The following is a 17,860-nucleotide window of genomic DNA, read 5'->3' on the forward strand; positions in this document are numbered from 1 at the left end:
TTCCCAGCGTTCAAAAGCGCGCTCCCGTAAGTGCCAAGGCGGGTGATCACTAAACCGGAGCCTGGCACCGGAAAACCCCAACGTGACCAGAGCAAACTACGCCGGACACGTCAACGCCCGCAGACAGCATTAGCTGTCTGCGGGCGTAAACTTAACGAACCCGTCGTTGGCTTAGTTAGAGCCGTTCGACTTGTTGTTATTGTCGTCCGCAATGATCACTGCACCGCCGACAAGAGTGGCAGCCGCAAGGGCGCCAACGATTGCGGTGGATGTGCCATCGAGGTTTTCGTTCGAACGCACCTTGGTGGAGCGACGCGAACCGAAGTCCGAAAGTTTGCCGGCCGAAACGACCGAACCAGCTGCTGCCGTGCCTGCCTGAGCAGCCACGGGAGCAACGACTAGACCTACGGCGGTAGCGGCCGAGAGCAGATTGCTGAGCTTCATGTTGCCTCCTGAAAGACGCGGATAGATTGATACGCCGTTCGGTTATATCGCACTGCACAATGAAACGCAATCCAAATTCCGTATATTCCCTTAGGAAATAAACGCGTTAGATTCCCGCAGCCTACTTCGTCTTTTAGGCCTATAGTTTGCGGGTGGCATCAAGTCATCTGAATACAAAAATGCGAATCGCGTTAATTGCCGGAGTGGCCTTAATGAAAACATCGGGTCTGGCGTTGTGCGCGGTTGCGCTCGTTGTCGCGCCAGTGCGGGCGCCGGCGCAGGAGTGGCCGCTCAATTTGCGGACGCAGATGATTCGCATGGCGTCGGTAGGGTACCGCCTATCGATCGCCGCCGCTCCGCTGTGCGGCAAAAAAGGCTCCCAGACCGGCCTGTTGATCGACGCTCTGGCGGCCTACAGCCCGCAGGATCGACCGCTCGTGCGCAGCCTGCTACATTTTTCGGACCTGCCGCAAATCGCCGGGGTCGCGCCCGGCAGCCCTGCCGCTGGTGCAGGTATTCAGCCAGACGATCAAATCATGGCTATCGACGGCCGCGCCGTCTCAGCCATTCAGGCGGCCTCGCGCACGCCCGATCTGATTGCCGACGAGTTGGACGAGCAGCTAACCGCAGCCCCGGCAGGCGCTGCCGTGCATCTTGAGCTGAAGCGCGACGGCAAGATCATGTCCGTAGATTTGCGCCCCGCCCAAGGCTGCGCAGCGCGGTTCGTGGTAAAGACCGACAAGGGAATCGAAGCGTTCAGCGACGCACGCAATGTCGGTCTTGGCGCAAAGCTCATCGCCTTCACGCAGAGCGACGACGAACTGGCGATGGTGGCGGGGCATGAACTGGCGCACATCATCTATCGCGACGCCTCTACCCGCAGCCGCTTGCGCCAGCGCGACAAAGAGGATCGTGCCGATATTCTGGGCGCGTCGCTGGCCAGATGCGCCGGCTACGACCTGAAGCGCGCGCTGGCGTTCTGGCCGCGATACGACAAACAGAACTGGTTGCGCTTCTTCCGCGACGCTGCCCACCGGCCGGTGAAAGACCGCGTTGCCCTGATCGAAGCCCGTTCGCTGGCGGGCCCCTGCCCTCCTGAACTGCAGCCAGCGCCAGACACGTGAGCCGCCTGCAGCACGCCTGTGCGCTATAGCCCTTCACAAAATGCCTCTACGGCACTACCGCGTTGCAATGTGCGATGCAGGGTCCGTGCAACATCGTGTGTCAGTTCGTGCTTGAACGACTTTAGGCGTTGAGGCTTGATATTGGGACGGGGTTGATGGCATCCAATCGCACACGTTACCGCAAGTTCCGAACTGGGCACTGGCGTTGGTTCATGCGGTTGCCGGCCGCTTGAATCTGCTATGGTTCACGTCAGGGGAGACGTCCGATAGTGCTTCGATATTCCAGGCTTCGCAGCTTTTCAGTCCTGCTTGCAGCCGCGACCGCCATGGCCGGATGCACGTCGACGACGCCAAATCCAAACCTGCCGCAAGGGGCCGCCGCTTATGACGTGATTCCGGCCAAGGCGCCATCACCCGCAAATTACGTTATCGCGCCCAGTGACGTACTGAACGTCAACGTGTTCGGCGAAGACGGGCTGAGCAATCCGCAGGTCCGCGTCGATGAAGCGGGATATGTGCAGTTGCCGCTGGTGGGGCAGATCAAGGCTGCAGGCATGACCGCGCCGGAACTGTCGAGCCAGATCGCCACCAAGCTGGGCAGCCGCTACCTCATCGACCCCCAGGTCACCGTGGCTGTTACGGAGCCGGCCAAGCGGATCGTGTCGGTGGAAGGCGAAGTGAAAACGCCCGGCGTTTATGAAATCGACAACAACTTCACCCTGCTCTCAGCCATTGCGCGGGCGCAAAGCCCGACGCAGACCGCGCGGTTGAGCGAAGTGATCATCTTTCGCACCATCGACGGCAAGCGAATGGCGGCGCGGTTCAATCTGAAGGACATCCGCAGCGGCATTGCGCCCGATCCCGAAGTGCTGAACGGCGACGTTATCACTGTAGGCCTTTCGGGCATCAAGCAGACGTGGCAGGATATCCTGCGGGCTGCGCCGATCTTCAACGCCTTCGTGCTGCTCAGCTCAAACTGACGCAGGTCTTGCCGATCGCCTCCGGAGCCGACGGCGCAAGCCGCAGCAGGCGGACGGTCGGCCAAGCGGATTTAACGGCACGCGCATCACATGCCGGTTGAACGAGGTTACGCATGACTATCAAGCACCCCGTCCTCGTTACCGGCGGTGCCGGCTATATCGGCAGCCACGCCGTGCTGGCACTCAAGGATGCCGGCTGGCCGGTCGCGGTGATCGACAATCTGGTCACCGGCTTTCGATTCGCGATCCCCGATGGCGTGCCGCTGTATGAAGGCGACATCGCGGATGGCGCGCTGCTGGCACGGATCTTTGCCGAACAGGGCATGGGCCAGGGCCAGGGCGCGATCATGCATTTCGCCGGCTCGGTCGTCGTGCCCGAATCGGTCAGCGATCCGCTGAAGTATTATCACAACAACACCGCCAAGAGCCGGGCGCTGATCGCAGCAGCGGTGGAAGCCGGCGTGCCGCATTTCATCTTCAGTTCCACGGCCGCTACCTACGGCATTCCCGAAGTGTCGCCCGTCACCGAAGACAGCCCGAAGGTGCCGATCAATCCCTACGGCATGTCCAAGCTGATGACCGAGGCCATGCTGGCCGACGTGGGCCGGGCCCATGCGTTCAATTATTGCGCCTTGCGCTACTTCAACGTGGCCGGGGCGGACCCGCAAGCGCGCACCGGGCAATCGACCGCCGGGGCCACGCACCTCATCAAGGTTGCGGTTGAAGCGGCGCTGGGCAAACGCAGTCATGTGTCGGTGTTCGGCACCGATTTCGACACGCCCGACGGCACCGGCGTGCGCGATTATATCCATGTCTCTGACCTCGCCAATGCCCACGTCCTGGCGCTGGAAGCGCTGATCGAACAGCCGGCCCGCTCGCTCACCATGAACTGCGGATACGGGCGTGGCTTCTCGGTCCTGGAGGTTCTCGATGCAGTGGACCGGGTGACCAACCAGAGGATCGATCGCCAGCTGGAAGGCCGCCGCGCCGGCGATCCCGATGCACTGATCTCGGACAACAGCCGCATCAAGGCGACGATTCCCTGGGTGCCGCGCTACGCCGACCTGCCCACCATCGTCGAACACGCACTGGCGTGGGAGCGCAAGCTGGGCGAAATCCAGCAGCGGTAACGCCAGGCGCGCCTGGCCCCGGCGTTTCAGTTCGTCGGCCCGACCGAAGGCACGAACAGATATCCCTCATTGCGCACGGTGCGGATAATGTCGCTGCCGCCCTGCCCGTCTGCCAGCTTGCGGCGCAGGCGTGAGAGTTGCACGTCGATGGCGCGGTCATAATGATCCGAATCCTCGCCGCGCGACCAGTCGAGCAACTGATCTCGGGTCAGCACCCGGCGGGGATGCTCGGCAAACGCGCGCAGCAACCGGAATTCACCGTCCGATAGCGAAATCAGGGCATTGGTGGGGTCGAACAGCAGGCGCAGGCCAAGATCCATGCGCCATCCGGCAAAGTGCAGGCATTCTCCCGAATCGACGTCAGCCACGCGGGCGAGCGCAAGCGTCGTGTTGGAGGTGACGGCAGCATCAGGCTCGGCAGCAGCCCGGCGGCGCAGGACGGTGCGGATGCGGGCCAGTAGCTCGCGCGGGTTGCATGGTTTTGCGAGGTAGTCGTCCGCGCCCATTTCCAGCCCGACGATGCGATCCACATCGCTTCCCACGGCAGACAGCATGATCACCGGGGGGGCGTCACGGCCAAGCTGGCGCAGCGCGGTAAGCCCGTCCTCGCGCGGCATCATCACGTCCAGCACGATCAGATCGAAACGCTCGCCGGCCAGCATCGCGCGCATTTCCAGCGGGTCTGCGGCGGTGCGGGTCTCGTAACCGTGCTTGGCGAGGAATTCGCCGATCAGGGAGCGGATGCCCTCATCGTCGTCAACGATGAGAATGCGCGTATCAAGGTTCATCACCGGCAGGTCTATAATCATTCCCGCGTGATGAACAGCACCTGTTCCAAGGGTATTTCATCCACGGATACAGGTCGCGACGAGTCTGAAATAGATCTGCAAAGCGGTGAAATCCGTTCGCAACCTGCGCCGCCCAGATCAGCAGCCATGGACAGCCACGAGATGCATCGGGCCGCCGGAAACCGCCGCATGGAAGCGCCCCCCGCTTTCCGTGCCAGCCCTCCCGCGCCCTTTGCATCCCAGCCCATCGCCCGGGACGCCGCCGCCATGGCTGCCCGCGGTGCCGGGGTCGTCGCACGAGCAGGTTCTGTAGTCGCACCCGTCTTGCTCGTAGACGACCCCGGATCTAAAGGGCGTGCATCTGACGGCGTTGCCTGGCGCCGTCTGCAAACTGTCATGGCGCGCTGCTACCCGCAGCGCCGTCAAGCCGCACCGCCCGCTGAGCCGGGCTGCGCGATACGAGTTTCCTCCGGCCTGCGGCATCGCGGCCGGATCATCCGGGGTGACCGTTCCCGCCACCAGCCCTTGTGGCTGGCGGGAACGCGGAGCGGGGACAGGAGGGACGTGTCCCTCTCTCCTGTCCCCGCTCCGCATACCATCTACCGCTATCGAATTTCACCGTTCCCCGTGCCACAAGCACGCGCATGATTCTTCCCGTGCTTCCCCGCCGGTTCGGCATGCCGCTGGCGATGCAGATGGTCGCCATCCTGGTGTGCGTGCTGCTGGCTGCACAGTTGGTGACCCTGGCGCTGACGGTCATCCTGCCGCCACGACCGAATGCGCGGTGGGACATGGCCGAGGTGGCGGCTGCGCTCATGGGCGGCAATCCGCCCGCGCGGCTGGAGCGCAGGATCATGCGCGGGCCGCCGGACGTGGCCGGGCAAGGCTGGCTGGTGTCGCAATCCTCGCGCGATGCGCTGGCGCGCCGGATCGGCCGTCCGCCGCAGGACGTGATTCTGGCCTTCTACACGCAGCTTCCGGTTGGCGGGGTCGCCGTGCCCAGCGCGCGCGGTTCGCCGCTTGCTTTGGCCGACGGGATGTCCGGCGGCATGTCGGCATTGCTGATCGCGCCTGCACATGCGCAGGCCATACCTGGCGGCCCCCCGATCGCCGGCAGCCCCGGCCCCGCCGGCATGCCCGGCGGTGGATTTCCCGGAGGCCGGCTGCCGGGCGGCGGCCTGCCCGGTGGCGGACTTCCGGGGCGCGGGTTTCCGGGCGCTTCTTTTCCGCGAAATCCCGGTCAACCTGGAACGGGGATGCCGCGCACGACTTTGCCGGGCGGCGGCAGCTTGCCTGCCGGGCCTGGTGCAAACCCGGGAGGTTCCGGCAGACCCACTGGCGTAGGAGCCGGATCAACCGCACCCGCGCCAGGCCAGACCACCACGGGGTTGGGCCAGGGCGCGCTGCCCGGTAGCCCGTTTGGAGGCCGTGGCCCATTCGCCGGGCCCGAATCGCTGGGAGCGCTGGGACGACCCACCGGCGCACTGGGACCCGGGATGAGCTCCCGCATCATGGTCATGCCCAACCTGCCGGCCATCAACCCGGACGCCCCCCGGACGCCGCGCGCGGCGACGCAGAATATCGTTGGCGACACCGGCGAAAGCAGGACAGTCCTTCCTGGCGCCGCAGGCCCGGTAAGCGTGAAAGTACCCCTCGCGACCGCGCCGATTGTCCTGCCCGCGCAGCGCCCTGTGGTAACGGCTGTGGCGGCGCCCGATGCGGCAACCTCTGCCGTCGTCACCAAGCCGGAGCCCATACCATTCCGCCGCGAACGTGATTCGCTGTTCGAGCTGGCATCGCCGCCGTTTATCGAGGGGGATTTCGTGGCCGCTGCACGCCAGGCTGACGGCACCTGGCTGGCAGTGGCCCCCCGCGCCGAGGCGTTCCCCAACGCCTGGCAGACCCGGGTGATGCTGTGGTTTGCCCTGTCGCTGGCGATCGTCAGCCCGCTGGCATGGCTGTTCGTGCGGCGCATCGTACTGCCGCTGCGCGATTTCGCGGTGGCGGCGGAGCAACTGGGCCGCGATCCTTCCGCAACGATCCTGCCGCTCTCCGGGCCGGCAGAGATCGGCCGCGCTGCCAACGCCTTCAACCAGATGCGCCATCGCCTGCGCGCCTTCGTCGATGACCGCACCGCCATGGTGGGCGCGATAAGCCATGACTTGCGCACGCCGCTCACCCGGCTGCGCTTCCGCATCGAAGACGTGCCAGACGATCAGCGCACCGGATTGCTGAAGGAAGTGACCGAGATGGAAGCGATGATCAGCCAGGTCATCGGCTTCATCCGCGATGCCTCCACGCCGGGGCCCCGCCAGCGCCTGGACTTTGCCGACGTGATCGCCGGCAGCGTTGCCGACTGGCAACTGGTGGGCGCCAACGTCCTGATCGAAAGCACCACCCACGTGCCGGTGGACGTGGACCCGGTGGGCATTCGGCGCCTGCTGGCCAACCTTCTCGAAAACGCGGTGAAATACGGCGAAAGCGCGCGCGTGCGGGTTTCGCTTTCCGGCGGCGAGGCGGTTGCCGAAATCGTCGATGCCGGGCCGGGTATCCCCGAGGACGAGTTCGACCGCGCATTCGAGCCGTTCTATCGCAGCGAAGCGGCGCGACGGTCCGGCCGCACCGGCAGTGGCCTTGGCCTTGCCGTATGCCGCTCGATCGCGCGGGCGCACGGCGGCGATGTCTCGTTCGCGCACGGCAAGGACGGCTTCATCACCCGGCTGAGCGTTCCGGCAGCATTCTCCTCCCCCCTGCGCAAGGCGGCGTGATCCGCTTGAAAACGCCCATCGTCCTAAGCACACTGGCGCCGCTGCTGGCGCTGCTGCCCGGCGCCCGCGCCGCCGCGCAAGACACCACAGCGCCGATCCAGGCCCCGACGACCGTATCGCTGGACGCCGCTGCCCAGCCGGCTGACGCGGCAACCGCTGATCCTGCTTCCCCGGCGCCGCCCCTGTGGACGGCGGCATTATCCACCGGCATCAGCGCGCGGGATAGCGGGCCGGACGGCACCTGGCAGACGCTCAACCTGACCCGCCGGGTGGGCCGGGGCTACGTGCGCGGCACCGTGATGCGCTATCACGGCACGCTGCTGCAGTCGGACGTGGCGCTGCCGTCCGATTACTATGTCGGCACCATCGGCGCGGGCGGCAACTTCGATAACTGGGTGATCGATGGATGGGCCAGTTACGGGCGGCAGGTCTACGGGCGGATCAGCACCAGTGCGGGAAGCCGGGCCAGCACCGGATCGAAGGCGAGCGACTATTACGCCGCCGGCGGCGATTTCGGGCGCGTAGTGCCCCTGGGCGGCAACTTCTTCCTGACCCCCACGATCGCCGCCGCCTTCGCCCAAGGCAAACTACTGCGCCCTGCGCCCACCGGCACCACGTTTACGGACCTCGAAACGAACGAGCCCACCTGGTCCGCCAATGCGGCCACCCGGATCGATTATGCGTTCGGGCCGCAGCACAGCGATTACGTCGGCTTGTCGCTGTCCCGCAACTGGACCAGCAACGGCATCTCGATGCTGCGCATCCGCCCCGAGCTGCAAAACGACGGCGCCTTGGGCCTCGGGCTTTTCAGCAAGCATTATCCCGACAGCTGGTTCGAGGCCGGGGCCAGCACCAGCCTGAAGCTTCGGCGGGACATTTATCTCGATCTTTTCGCCACCCGCAGCTTTGGCGTTTCGACCGGCGACATCACCACCGGCGGATTGTCTTTACGCAAATCCTTCTGACACTTGACCAAACCAGGTGGCGTGACGGCGCGGCAAACTTTGTCATTACCGCATTGCTGACTATCGGGTCTCGCGGAATTTTGCATTGCAGCAAAGACCCTCGGGCTTTATGGAATTACCACTATTTCATTTGGGGTGTGTCTAACGATGAGCAATTCAGGCAGCGGCGCGCGCAAAGTGGCTTTGATCACAGGCGTTACCGGACAGGACGGCTCCTATCTGGCCGAATTTCTGCTTGAGAAGGGCTACGAGGTTCATGGCATCAAGCGCCGCGCCTCGCTGTTCAACACCGCGCGCGTCGATCACATCTACGAAGATCCGCATCAGCACGGCTCGCGCTTCAAGCTGCACTACGGCGATCTTAGCGACACCTCCAACCTCACCCGCCTGATCCGCGACATCGAGCCGGACGAGATCTACAACCTAGGCGCGCAAAGCCACGTGGCCGTCAGCTTCGAAGCGCCGGAGTATACCGCCGACGTCGACGCGATCGGCACCTTGCGCATCCTGGAAGCGGTGCGATTCCTTGGTCTGGAAAAGAAGACCCGCTTCTACCAGGCCTCCACCTCCGAACTGTACGGGCTGGTGCAGGAAATTCCCCAGCGCGAGACGACGCCGTTCTATCCCCGCTCGCCTTATGCGGTCGCCAAGCTCTATGCGTACTGGATCACGGTGAACTACCGCGAAGCCTACGGAATGTATGCGTGCAACGGCGTCCTGTTCAACCATGAGAGCCCGCGCCGCGGCGAAACCTTCGTCACCCGCAAGGTCACCCGCGGCCTCGCCAACATCGCGCTCGGCCTCGAACCGTGCCTGTACATGGGCAACATCGATTCGCTGCGCGATTGGGGCCACGCCAAGGACTATGTCCGCATGCAGTGGATGATGCTGCAGCAGGAAGAAGCGCGTGACTTCGTGATCGCCACCGGCGTGCAGTATTCGGTGCGCCAGTTCATCACGTGGGCCGCCAAGGAACTGGGCGTGACGCTGGAATTCACCGGCACCGGGGTGGACGAGATCGCCACGGTCACCGCGATCGAAGGCACTTTGGCGCCCGCACTTGCCGTTGGCGATGTCGTCATGCGCATCGACCCGCGCTATTTCCGCCCTGCCGAAGTGGAAACGCTGCTGGGCGATCCCTCCAAGGCCAAGGAACTGCTGGGCTGGGAGCCGGTCATCACGGTGCAGGAAATGTGCGCCGAAATGGTCGCCGAGGATCACAAGGCCGCGCGGCGCCACGCGCTGCTGAAGGAGCACGGCCTGGAAATCCCGGTCAGCGTCGAAGGCTGATCGCTGCCGCATCACAGGAAAGGGGCCGGGACCGGAGACTGTCCGCCGGCCCCTTTTTCTGTGCGTGATTAGCTTCTGATCCACCTTTGGCCGCTATGGCCGGATCGCAACGTGAGCGGCACCCGCCCTCGCCGCTGCTGGAGGCATGATGACGACGCTGGGTTCAACGGTTCTGGTGACAGGCGCAGCCGGGTTCATCGGCGCGCAAGTGGCGCAGGCCCTGCTGGCGCGCGGTCAGCAGGTTATCGGCATCGACAACCTCAACGCCTATTACCCGGTGTCGCTGAAGCAGGCGCGCCTCGATCGCGTGGGGGCAGCGCACGGCGATGCGTTCCGCTTTCTCCCGCTCGATTTTTCGGACGCCGGGGCGCTGACAGCCGCGCTCGAACCCTACCGCTTCGATGCCATCGTCCATCTGGGCGCGCAGGCCGGGGTGCGCTACTCGCTGGAAAATCCGCAGGCTTACGTTGCGTCCAATCTGGCCGGCCATGTCAACATGCTGGAAATCGCCCGCGCGCGCGGCGTGGCGCACATGGTCTACGCCAGCTCAAGCTCGGTCTACGGCGGCAACGCCAAGCTGCCTTTCGCCGTCGAGGATCGCGCCGACCATCCCGTGTCCCTCTATGCCGCCACCAAGAAAGCCGACGAACTGATGAGCGAGACGTACGCCCATCTGTTCCGCATCCCTCTGACCGGCCTGCGCTTTTTTACCGTATATGGCCCGTGGGGCCGGCCCGACATGGCAATGTGGAAGTTTGCCGAACGCATCCTGCAGGACCGCCCGATCGAGGTTTATAACCACGGCGAGATGCAGCGCGATTTCACCTACATCGACGATATCGTGGCCGGCGTACTGGCCTGCCTCGATCGTCCACCGGCAGACGATGGCGCACCAAAGGCGGGCGGCAGCGTCAAGCCCCATGCGCTCTACAACATCGGCAACAACCGCTCGGAGCATCTGATGCGCCTGATCGCGGTGCTGGAAGAAGCCTGCGGCCGCAAAGCCACGCTGAACCTGATGCCGATGCAGGCCGGCGACGTTCCCGCCACGTATGCCGACATCACCGCGCTCACCCGCGACACGGGCTATGCGCCCAGCACGCCGATCGAGGTGGGCGTGCCGCGCTTTGTGGACTGGTTTCGGGGGTACACCGGCCTGTAATCGCCGTCACCGACGTGACCGGGAGGTGCGCTGCACTTCCCCTTGCGCTCCTTCGGCCCTAAAGGCCGCTCCTGTTCTCCTCCCATGAGGTTCACATGAAGATTGCTATGGTGGGCTCGGGCTACGTTGGCCTGGTGTCAGGTGCCTGTTTCGCGGATTTCGGCCACGATGTGGTGTGCATCGACAAGGACCAGTCCAAGATCGATCGCCTGCATGACGGGATCATGCCGATCTACGAGCCGGGGCTGGACGCGCTGGTCGCCGGCAACGTGCGCGCCGGGCGGCTTTCGTTTACCACCGATCTGGCCGAGGGTATCGCCGGAGCATCGGCAATCTTCATCGCCGTGGGCACTCCTTCGCGCCGGGGCGATGGCCATGCCGACTTGTCGTTCGTGCATGCCGTGGCGCTGGAAGTGGGGGAGCACCTGTCGAACGATGCGGTCGTCGTCACCAAGTCCACGGTGCCGGTGGGTACGGGTGATGAAGTGGAGCGGATCATCGCGCAAAGCGGCACGAAGCACCGCGTCTCGGTGGTTTCCAACCCGGAGTTCCTGCGTGAGGGCGCCGCCATCGGTGACTTCAAGCGGCCTGACCGGATCGTCATCGGCGCTGAGGACGAGTTTGGCCGGGCGGTGATGCGCCAGGTCTATCGCCCGCTGTTCCTGAACGAATCGCCGATACTGTTCGTCTCGCGCCGGTCGGCCGAAATGATCAAATACGCGGCCAATGCCTTCCTCGCCACTAAGATCACCTTCATCAACGAGATCGCGGACTTGTGCGAGAAGGTCGGCGGCAACGTGCAGGACGTGGCGCGCGGCATCGGGCTGGACGGGCGCATCGGCAAGAAGTTCCTCCACGCCGGCCCCGGCTATGGCGGTTCGTGCTTCCCCAAGGATACGCTGGCCCTGCTAAAGACCGCGGAGGACTATGACAGCCCGCTGCGCCTGGTGGAGGCAGTCGCCAAGGTCAACGACAGCCGCAAGCGCGCGATGGGCCGCAAGGTCATCGAGGCGCTGGGCGGCCACGATGCGGCGCGCGGCAAGCGCGTGGCGATGCTGGGCCTGACCTTCAAGCCCAACACCGACGACATGCGCGATTCGCCCGCCATCGCCATCGCCCAGACGCTGACCGACAACGGCGTGTCGGTGGCGGCCTTCGATCCCGAAGGCATGGAATCAGCCCGCGCGCTGATGGCCGAAGTGGAGATGGTGGGTGACCCCTACGCGGCGATCACCGGCGCGGACGCGGTCGTGATCGTCACCGAATGGGACGCCTTCCGCGCGCTCGACCTCGACCGGGTAAAGGCGCTCGCGAACGCGCCCGTGCTGGTGGACCTGCGCAACATCTACAAGCCGGAAGACATGCGCGCGGCGGGCTTTGCCTATACCTCGATCGGGCGGGCATAGGGCAGGCTATTCAACCGCTGCGCTCTAAGGTCGCCGAGCGGATTTCCCCGTGCGCTTGGCGGCATAGAGCGCCGTGTCGGCGCGCACGAACAACTCTTCGGGATCATAGGCGAAGGGATCGGGCGGGACGGCGATGCCGCTGGTAGCACCGACCGTGAATATCTGATCCTGCCACAGCGCGGGTGCGCGCAGATGCGCCAGAAACCTGTCAACGCGCGCCCTGATGGCGGTTATTGGCTCATCGTCACTGACAACCACGGCGAATTCGTCGCCCCCTATCCTTGCAGTCAGCAGTGCATTGGGGAAGCTTGCGGACAACCGCTCGGCGAATACTCGGAGGCAGGTATCTCCAGCCGCATGACCCAATCGATCGTTGACGCCCTTGAAGCCATCGAGATCGAACAGGATCAGCGCGCCGAGCGGCACCAGCGGCAATGTTGCGCCGCACCTGTTCAAAAAGCGGCTTTCGTAGACGGCGCGACTTGCCAGCCCGGTCAGCGCATCATTTTCTGCGATACGGCGCAGTTCTTCGGAGCGTAACTTCTCCTCGGTGATGTCCTGCTTCAGTCCGTGGAGGATGGGATCACCATTTGCACTGCGGGCCATTTCGCCCGTTATTCGCATCCATCGCTGCTCGCCGCCGGGGCGCACAATTTGCGCATCGAGCGTAAAGGCACCGCGCATGGCGATCGCCTGCGCGCGGAGCCTCTCCAGATTTTCGCGGGATTCATCGGTGTACATGGCGACAGTCTGCTGCCGGTCAGGCACCATCTGGGGCGGTAGCCCAAAGATGTCGTAAACGCCCGAAGTCCAACTCAAGCGATTGTCCAACAGATTGCAGGACCACGCACCGATCCGTGCCAGTGCCATCGCCCGGTCGAGCGCCGGGTCCGTCATTTCAGGAAAACGGCTTGCAGGCTCACTCGACAAACGTTCACCCCAGACAGGTGGCGGCGCATGAAACTGCTGAGTGCACATCGACATGGGGCCGATATACGCACCATTCTGTTAAGAGACCGTTCTCCAACGATCTCTTACGCAGTGGCCTTCTCAATACTGGCCGGGATCGTACGGCTGGTTCTGGCCGTACCCACGCGGCGGCGCCTGACGAGGCACCGGGGTGGGGCCGGGGACCGGCACCATCCGGCCGCGACCGTTGGCGCCGGGGCGCAAGCCCGGATCGTCATTGCCTCGCCCGGTCGCGCGGTCGAGGAAATCGCGGCCCGCAGCGGGCGGTGCGCCGCCCGGTTGCGGACCCGGCTGGGGTCCATAGTCCGGCGGCACCGGCGCGCCGTCATCCGGCTGGCGCGGTTCGGCGGGCTGGCCGCCGCCTTCGGGGCGCACCAGATTGCCGTTCTCGTCCGTGTAGTAATAATCGTCAGGATTGCCCTGCAGCTGCTCGTCGTCCGGCTCCAACTGCCACTCGGGAAGCTTGAGCTGGGTGTCGAACTGCTCCACCGGGCGCTTGGCGACGGCAACGCGCATGTAATCGGCAAAGGCGCGGGCAGGCGCATGGCCGCCGGAGAGGCCCGGCACCGGCCTGGCATCATCGCGGCCCATCCACACGCCGGTGGTGATGCCGCTGGAGAAGCCCAGGAACCAGCCATCCTTGTTTGAACTGGTAGTGCCGGTCTTGCCCGCCACCGGGCGGCCGATCTGCGCCGCGCGCCCGGTTCCGGTGGCCACGGCGGTCTGCAGCAGATCCGTGATGCCCGCTGCCACATGCGGGGGCACCAGCAGCTGGCCCTGCGCGGACTTGTGCTGATACAGCAGTTCGCCCGACGTGGTGGTCACTTTGAGGATGCCGTAGGGTTCAACCGACGTGCCGCCCGCCGAAATCGCCGCGAAGGCGCGCGTCATATCGATCACCCGCACTTCGGACGTACCCAGCACCATCGCCGGCTTGGTGTTGATCGGGGTGCTGATGCCAAACCGGCGCGCCATGCTGGCAACGGTGCCAAAGCCGACCTCGTTGCCCAGCTGCGCCGCGATGGTATTCTTGGAATAGGCAAAGGCGGTGCGGATATCGATCTGGCCGGCGAAGTTGCGCCCGTCATTCTTGGGGCTCCAGCCGTCGATCGTCACCGGCTCGTCCACCACGCGGTCGTCGGGCTTGTACCCGGCTTCCAGGGCCGCGAGGTAGACGAACAGCTTCCAGGACGAGCCTGGCTGGCGCAGTGCGCTGGTGGCGCGGTTATAGTTGGAATTGACGTAATCGGTGCCGCCCACCATCGCCAGCACCGCGCCGTCCCGATCCAGGCTGACGAGCGCGCCTTGCGCACCCTTGGGCACGTTGCTGTCCACCGCCCTGGTCGCCGCATCCTGCATCGCGGGATCGAGCGTGGTCCACACCTCGATCGGCTCCTTGTTTTCGGGCAGCAACACATCGAGCTGGGGCAAGGCCCAGTCGGTGAAGTAACGGACCGAGTTCTGGCCCTTTTCCCTGGCGACGGCGACGTCCGAGAAATCGGTGCTTTCGGCCTCCGCCTGCGAGATCACGCCCGATCGCGCCATCAGCTGCAGCACCACTTTGCCGCGCTGCTTGGCGGCCTCGACATCGGCGGTGGGCGAATAGTTGGACGGGGCCTTCACCAGCCCGGCGATGATTGCGGCCTCGGCGGTGGAAAGTTCGGTAGCGGGGTGGCCGAAAAACTTGCGGCTGGCGGCATCGATGCCATAAGCGCCGCCGCCGAAATACACCTTGTTGAGATACAACTCGAGGATCTCATCCTTGGTGAACTTGCGCTCCAGCGCGAGCGCCAGCACCATTTCGCGCGCCTTGCGGGTAAACGAACGGGAATTGTTGAGGAACACGTTGCGCGCCAGCTGCTGCGTGATCGTGGAGGTGGCCTTCGCCCGCCCTCCGGTCGTGAACGAGACGTAGACCGCGCGCATCAGCCCGATCGGATCGACACCGGGATGCTCGCGAAACCGCCGGTCTTCCACGGCCTGGATCGCGCCGCTCATCACCGTGGGGATCTGGGCGTACGGTATCCACTTGCCGTAGCTTGGCCCCAACGAGACGAGTTCGCGCCCGTCGCGCGCGCGCACCACGATCATCTGGCCGTTCTGGCTGCTTTTCAGCGCGTTATAGTCCGGCAGTTCGCGCATCGTGAAGAATACGGCGGTGCCAAGGAAGATCGCTGCCAGCAACACCAGCGCGGTGCCCCATACCAGCGCGGCGCGCACGATGCGGCGCCAGAGGGGTTTTTGCACAGGTTCAGGAGATGCGCCGCGGGTCGGGCGGCGGCGGCCGGGAGGATTGGCCATGGGTAAGGTATAAGCCCCAATCAAAAACGAACGTTCGGGTAACTCCTACACCTTGCACCGGCATTTGTAACCAGACGTGAACGGGTGGGCCCGGCGGCATGCCGAACCCGCCCGCGATCATCGTGGAAAAGCCTCAGTCCTGCGGTTTGAAGTCCAGCGAGGCGCTGTTGATGCAGTAGCGCAGGCCCGTGGGCCCAGGACCATCGGGGAACACATGGCCCAAGTGACCTTCGCACTTGGCGCAGGTCACTTCGGTGCGCACCATCCCGTGCGAGGTATCGCGATGCTCGTCCACCGCGCCGTCAGTGACGGGCGCGGTGTAGCTGGGCCAGCCGGAGCCGGATTCGAATTTGGTGTCGGACCCGAACAGCGGTTCGCCGCACGCAGCACAGGTATAGACGCCCGGCTGCTTGTTCTTTTCATACTTGCCGGTGAATGCGCGTTCGGTTCCGCCCTCGCGCAGCACGCGGTACTGCTCAGGCGTCAGGCGATCGCGCCATTGTTCATCGGTGAGTTCGATCTTGTCGGTCATGGCAGGCAAAACTCCTTCGCGCCCCGATATGGGCGGTCCAGGCGCCCAATTCCAGAGGTTCAGCTGCCCAGCGCGGCCAGCCCCCCGGTCGAGCCGAACCCGCCTTCGCCGCGCGCCGTCTCGTCAAGCTCGTCCACGGTGAGCCACGATGCGCGCGTGACCGGGGCCAGCACCAGTTGCGCCACGCGGTCGCCCCGGCGGATCACGAAAGGCTCCAGCCCCAGGTTGACGAGGATCACCTTCAACTCGCCGCGATAATCGGAATCAATGGTGCCGGGCGCATTGGCGACGGTGACACCGTGCTTCAGCGCCAGCCCCGACCGCGGACGCACTTGAATCTCATACCCGGTGGGAATGGCGATCGCGAGGCCGGTGGCCACCGCCTGCCGCTCGGCCGGGGCCAGCGTCAGATCCTGCGCGCTTACCACGTCCATGCCTGCTGCGCCGTCCGTCGCGTAACCGGGCAGGTCCAGCCCCTCCCCGTGAGGCAGAACCTTGACCATCACGGGAACGTCAACGGGGGAGTGCATCGGCGATCCTTTCGATCAGGACGCGCGCCACGTCCTGCTTGGGCATTTCGGGCAGCGTGATCACGCCGTCGGCGGTGACGATGTGGACGGTGTTCGTATCCCCGCCCATGACATCGCCCGACACGTCGTTGGCGACGATCCAGTCCGCGCCCTTGCGGGTGCGTTTTTCGGTGGCGTGCGGGATGACGTCCTGCGTTTCGGCGGCAAAGCCCACCACCAGCGAAGGGCGGCGCAAGCTGCGAGACAGACCCGCCAAAATGTCCGGGTTTTCCGCCAGCTGGAGCGCAGGCACGGCCCCGCCCTGCTTCTTGAGCTTCTGGTCCGCCGCACCGGTCACGTGCCAGTCCGCCACGGCGGCCACCATGATCGCGACGTCAGCGGGCAGCGCAGCGTCCACTGCCGCTGCCATGTCCCGCGCGGTTTCGACGTCCACCCGCTCGACGCCCGGCGGGGTCGGCAGATGGACCGGCCCGGCCACCAGCGTCACCCGCGCGCCCGCTGCCGCTGCCGCTGCTGCGATGGCGAAACCCTGCTTGCCGGACGAGCGATTGGCGATGTAGCGCACCGGGTCGATCGGCTCATGCGTCGGCCCGGCGGTGACCACCACGTGCCGCCCGTACAATGCGCGGTGCCGCGCGCCGACGTCAAAATCCGGCTGGCCCAGAAGCACGTCCTTCCCACCGGTTTCGACTCCGCCTTCCAGCGCATCGGCGATCCGTTGCCAGATCCGCTCCGGTTCGGGCAGGCGACCAGGTCCGTATTCACCGCAGGCCATCGCGCCTTCGTCCGGCTCCATCACATCAACGCCGGACGCGCGCAGCGTGGCGACGTTGCGCATTGTGGCGCCGTGCTGCCACATGCGCACGTTCATCGCCGGAACTGCCAGCACCGGCTTGTCGGTGGCCAGCAGCAGCGTGGTCGCCAGATCGTCGGCCATGCCCGCCGCCATGCGCGCCATGAGATCGGCGGTTGCTGGGCACACCACCACCAGATCGGCCTGGCGGCTAAGCTGGATGTGGCCCATCTCGGCCTCGTTCTTGAGATCCCACAGCGTGGTGCGCACGGGATTTTCGGACAGCGCCGCCAGCGTCATCGCGGTGACGAACTTCGCGCCGCCATCGGTCAACACGCAGGTGACGGAGCCGCCCTGCTTGCGGATAAGGCGTACGAGTTCGCAGGCCTTGTACGCAGCGATGCCGCCGCCAACGATCAGCAGGATGCGCGGTCCGTTCATGGTGCGGGCTTGTGCAACACGGCGGCGCGGCGCGCAATCGCTTTGCGGTCATTGGCCGCGAGGCGCAAAGCGCAGGGCGATCTTTATCCGTTCCCTGGCCGCTGATCCAGGCAGCCACCCATGCTCCCGCGCTCAGGCAAAAATGCCTCCAAACCAAGTGCTGCGCATGCCGCCGACAAGATAGCGGGCGCACCGCGACAAGATTCGTCGGCCCGCCCACCATAGCCTCGCCAAGAG

The 17,860-nt window shown here is 65.1% G+C and carries 15 protein-coding genes; 8 read left to right on the forward strand and 7 right to left on the reverse strand.

Going from position 1 to position 17,860, the window contains the following annotated elements; translation table 11 throughout:
• Positions 1-171 precede the first annotated feature (171 nt).
• Positions 172-444 carry a hypothetical protein gene (locus tag ASE49_RS14670; RefSeq protein ID WP_056774123.1) on the reverse strand — a complete coding sequence of 91 codons (273 nt, stop codon included), beginning with the start codon at positions 442-444 and terminating at the stop codon, positions 172-174.
• Between the two features lie 152 nt (positions 445-596).
• Between ASE49_RS14670 and ASE49_RS14675 the strand changes: the two genes are divergently transcribed.
• The 3 genes from ASE49_RS14675 (at position 597) to galE (ending at position 3,678) form a co-directional block, all read left to right on the forward strand.
• Positions 597-1,568, forward strand: a complete 972-nt coding sequence (locus tag ASE49_RS14675) for a M48 family metalloprotease (RefSeq protein ID WP_235523011.1) — start codon at positions 597-599, stop codon at positions 1,566-1,568.
• Positions 1,569-1,894: 326 nt separating this feature from the next.
• A complete protein-coding gene (locus ASE49_RS14680) occupies positions 1,895-2,548 on the forward strand; it encodes a polysaccharide biosynthesis/export family protein (RefSeq protein WP_056774129.1) in 654 nt (217 codons plus the stop codon).
• A gap of 113 nt (positions 2,549-2,661) precedes the next feature.
• Complete coding sequence (galE, locus tag ASE49_RS14685; protein WP_056774130.1) at positions 2,662-3,678, forward strand: UDP-glucose 4-epimerase GalE; 1,017 nt, start codon at positions 2,662-2,664, stop codon at positions 3,676-3,678.
• Positions 3,679-3,704: 26 nt separating this feature from the next.
• Here galE and ASE49_RS14690 read toward each other — a convergent pair whose 3' ends face one another.
• Positions 3,705-4,466, reverse strand: a complete 762-nt coding sequence (locus ASE49_RS14690) for a response regulator (protein ID WP_082456506.1) — start codon at positions 4,464-4,466, stop codon at positions 3,705-3,707.
• A gap of 644 nt (positions 4,467-5,110) precedes the next feature.
• Here ASE49_RS14690 and ASE49_RS14695 point away from each other — a divergent pair.
• From ASE49_RS14695 to ASE49_RS14715, 5 genes are all read left to right on the forward strand, one after another.
• Complete coding sequence (locus ASE49_RS14695) at positions 5,111-7,234, forward strand: ATP-binding protein (RefSeq protein ID WP_056774137.1); 2,124 nt, start codon at positions 5,111-5,113, stop codon at positions 7,232-7,234.
• A 5-nt stretch (positions 7,235-7,239) separates the two neighbouring features.
• Positions 7,240-8,199 (forward strand): autotransporter outer membrane beta-barrel domain-containing protein, encoded by a 960-nt coding sequence (locus ASE49_RS14700; protein ID WP_200922072.1) that lies wholly within the window; start codon positions 7,240-7,242, stop codon positions 8,197-8,199.
• Positions 8,200-8,346: 147 nt separating this feature from the next.
• Complete coding sequence (gmd, locus tag ASE49_RS14705) at positions 8,347-9,489, forward strand: GDP-mannose 4,6-dehydratase (protein WP_056774139.1); 1,143 nt, start codon at positions 8,347-8,349, stop codon at positions 9,487-9,489.
• 148 nt (positions 9,490-9,637) lie between these two features.
• Complete coding sequence (locus ASE49_RS14710) at positions 9,638-10,651, forward strand: NAD-dependent epimerase/dehydratase family protein (protein WP_056774493.1); 1,014 nt, start codon at positions 9,638-9,640, stop codon at positions 10,649-10,651.
• A gap of 95 nt (positions 10,652-10,746) precedes the next feature.
• The gene (locus ASE49_RS14715) at positions 10,747-12,057 is read left to right on the forward strand and encodes a UDP-glucose dehydrogenase family protein (RefSeq protein ID WP_056774142.1); all 1,311 of its coding nucleotides are present in this window, start codon (positions 10,747-10,749) and stop codon (positions 12,055-12,057) included.
• A gap of 24 nt (positions 12,058-12,081) precedes the next feature.
• Here ASE49_RS14715 and ASE49_RS14720 read toward each other — a convergent pair whose 3' ends face one another.
• The 5 genes from ASE49_RS14720 to ASE49_RS14740 all read right to left on the reverse strand — a co-directional run bounded on the left by ASE49_RS14720 (position 12,082) and on the right by ASE49_RS14740 (position 17,623).
• Positions 12,082-13,041, reverse strand: a complete 960-nt coding sequence (locus tag ASE49_RS14720; protein ID WP_082456500.1) for a diguanylate cyclase domain-containing protein — start codon at positions 13,039-13,041, stop codon at positions 12,082-12,084.
• Between the two features lie 66 nt (positions 13,042-13,107).
• Positions 13,108-15,327: a transglycosylase domain-containing protein gene (locus ASE49_RS14725; RefSeq protein WP_056774148.1), complete on the reverse strand. Its 2,220-nt coding sequence runs from the start codon at positions 15,325-15,327 to the stop codon at positions 13,108-13,110.
• Between the two features lie 133 nt (positions 15,328-15,460).
• Complete coding sequence (gene msrB / locus ASE49_RS14730; protein WP_056774152.1) at positions 15,461-15,859, reverse strand: peptide-methionine (R)-S-oxide reductase MsrB; 399 nt, start codon at positions 15,857-15,859, stop codon at positions 15,461-15,463.
• 59 nt (positions 15,860-15,918) lie between these two features.
• Entirely contained in the window at positions 15,919-16,389 is a 471-nt protein-coding gene (gene dut / locus ASE49_RS14735; protein WP_056774154.1) for a dUTP diphosphatase, read from the reverse strand.
• Entirely contained in the window at positions 16,373-17,623 is a 1,251-nt protein-coding gene (locus tag ASE49_RS14740) for a bifunctional phosphopantothenoylcysteine decarboxylase/phosphopantothenate synthase (RefSeq protein ID WP_056774156.1), read from the reverse strand. Before ASE49_RS14740 ends, dut begins: the two co-directional genes overlap by 17 nt.
• Positions 17,624-17,860 lie beyond the last annotated feature (237 nt).

Origin of the sequence: Novosphingobium sp. Leaf2 (assembly GCF_001421325.1) — a bacterium.
Lineage (GTDB): Bacteria > Pseudomonadota > Alphaproteobacteria > Sphingomonadales > Sphingomonadaceae > Novosphingobium.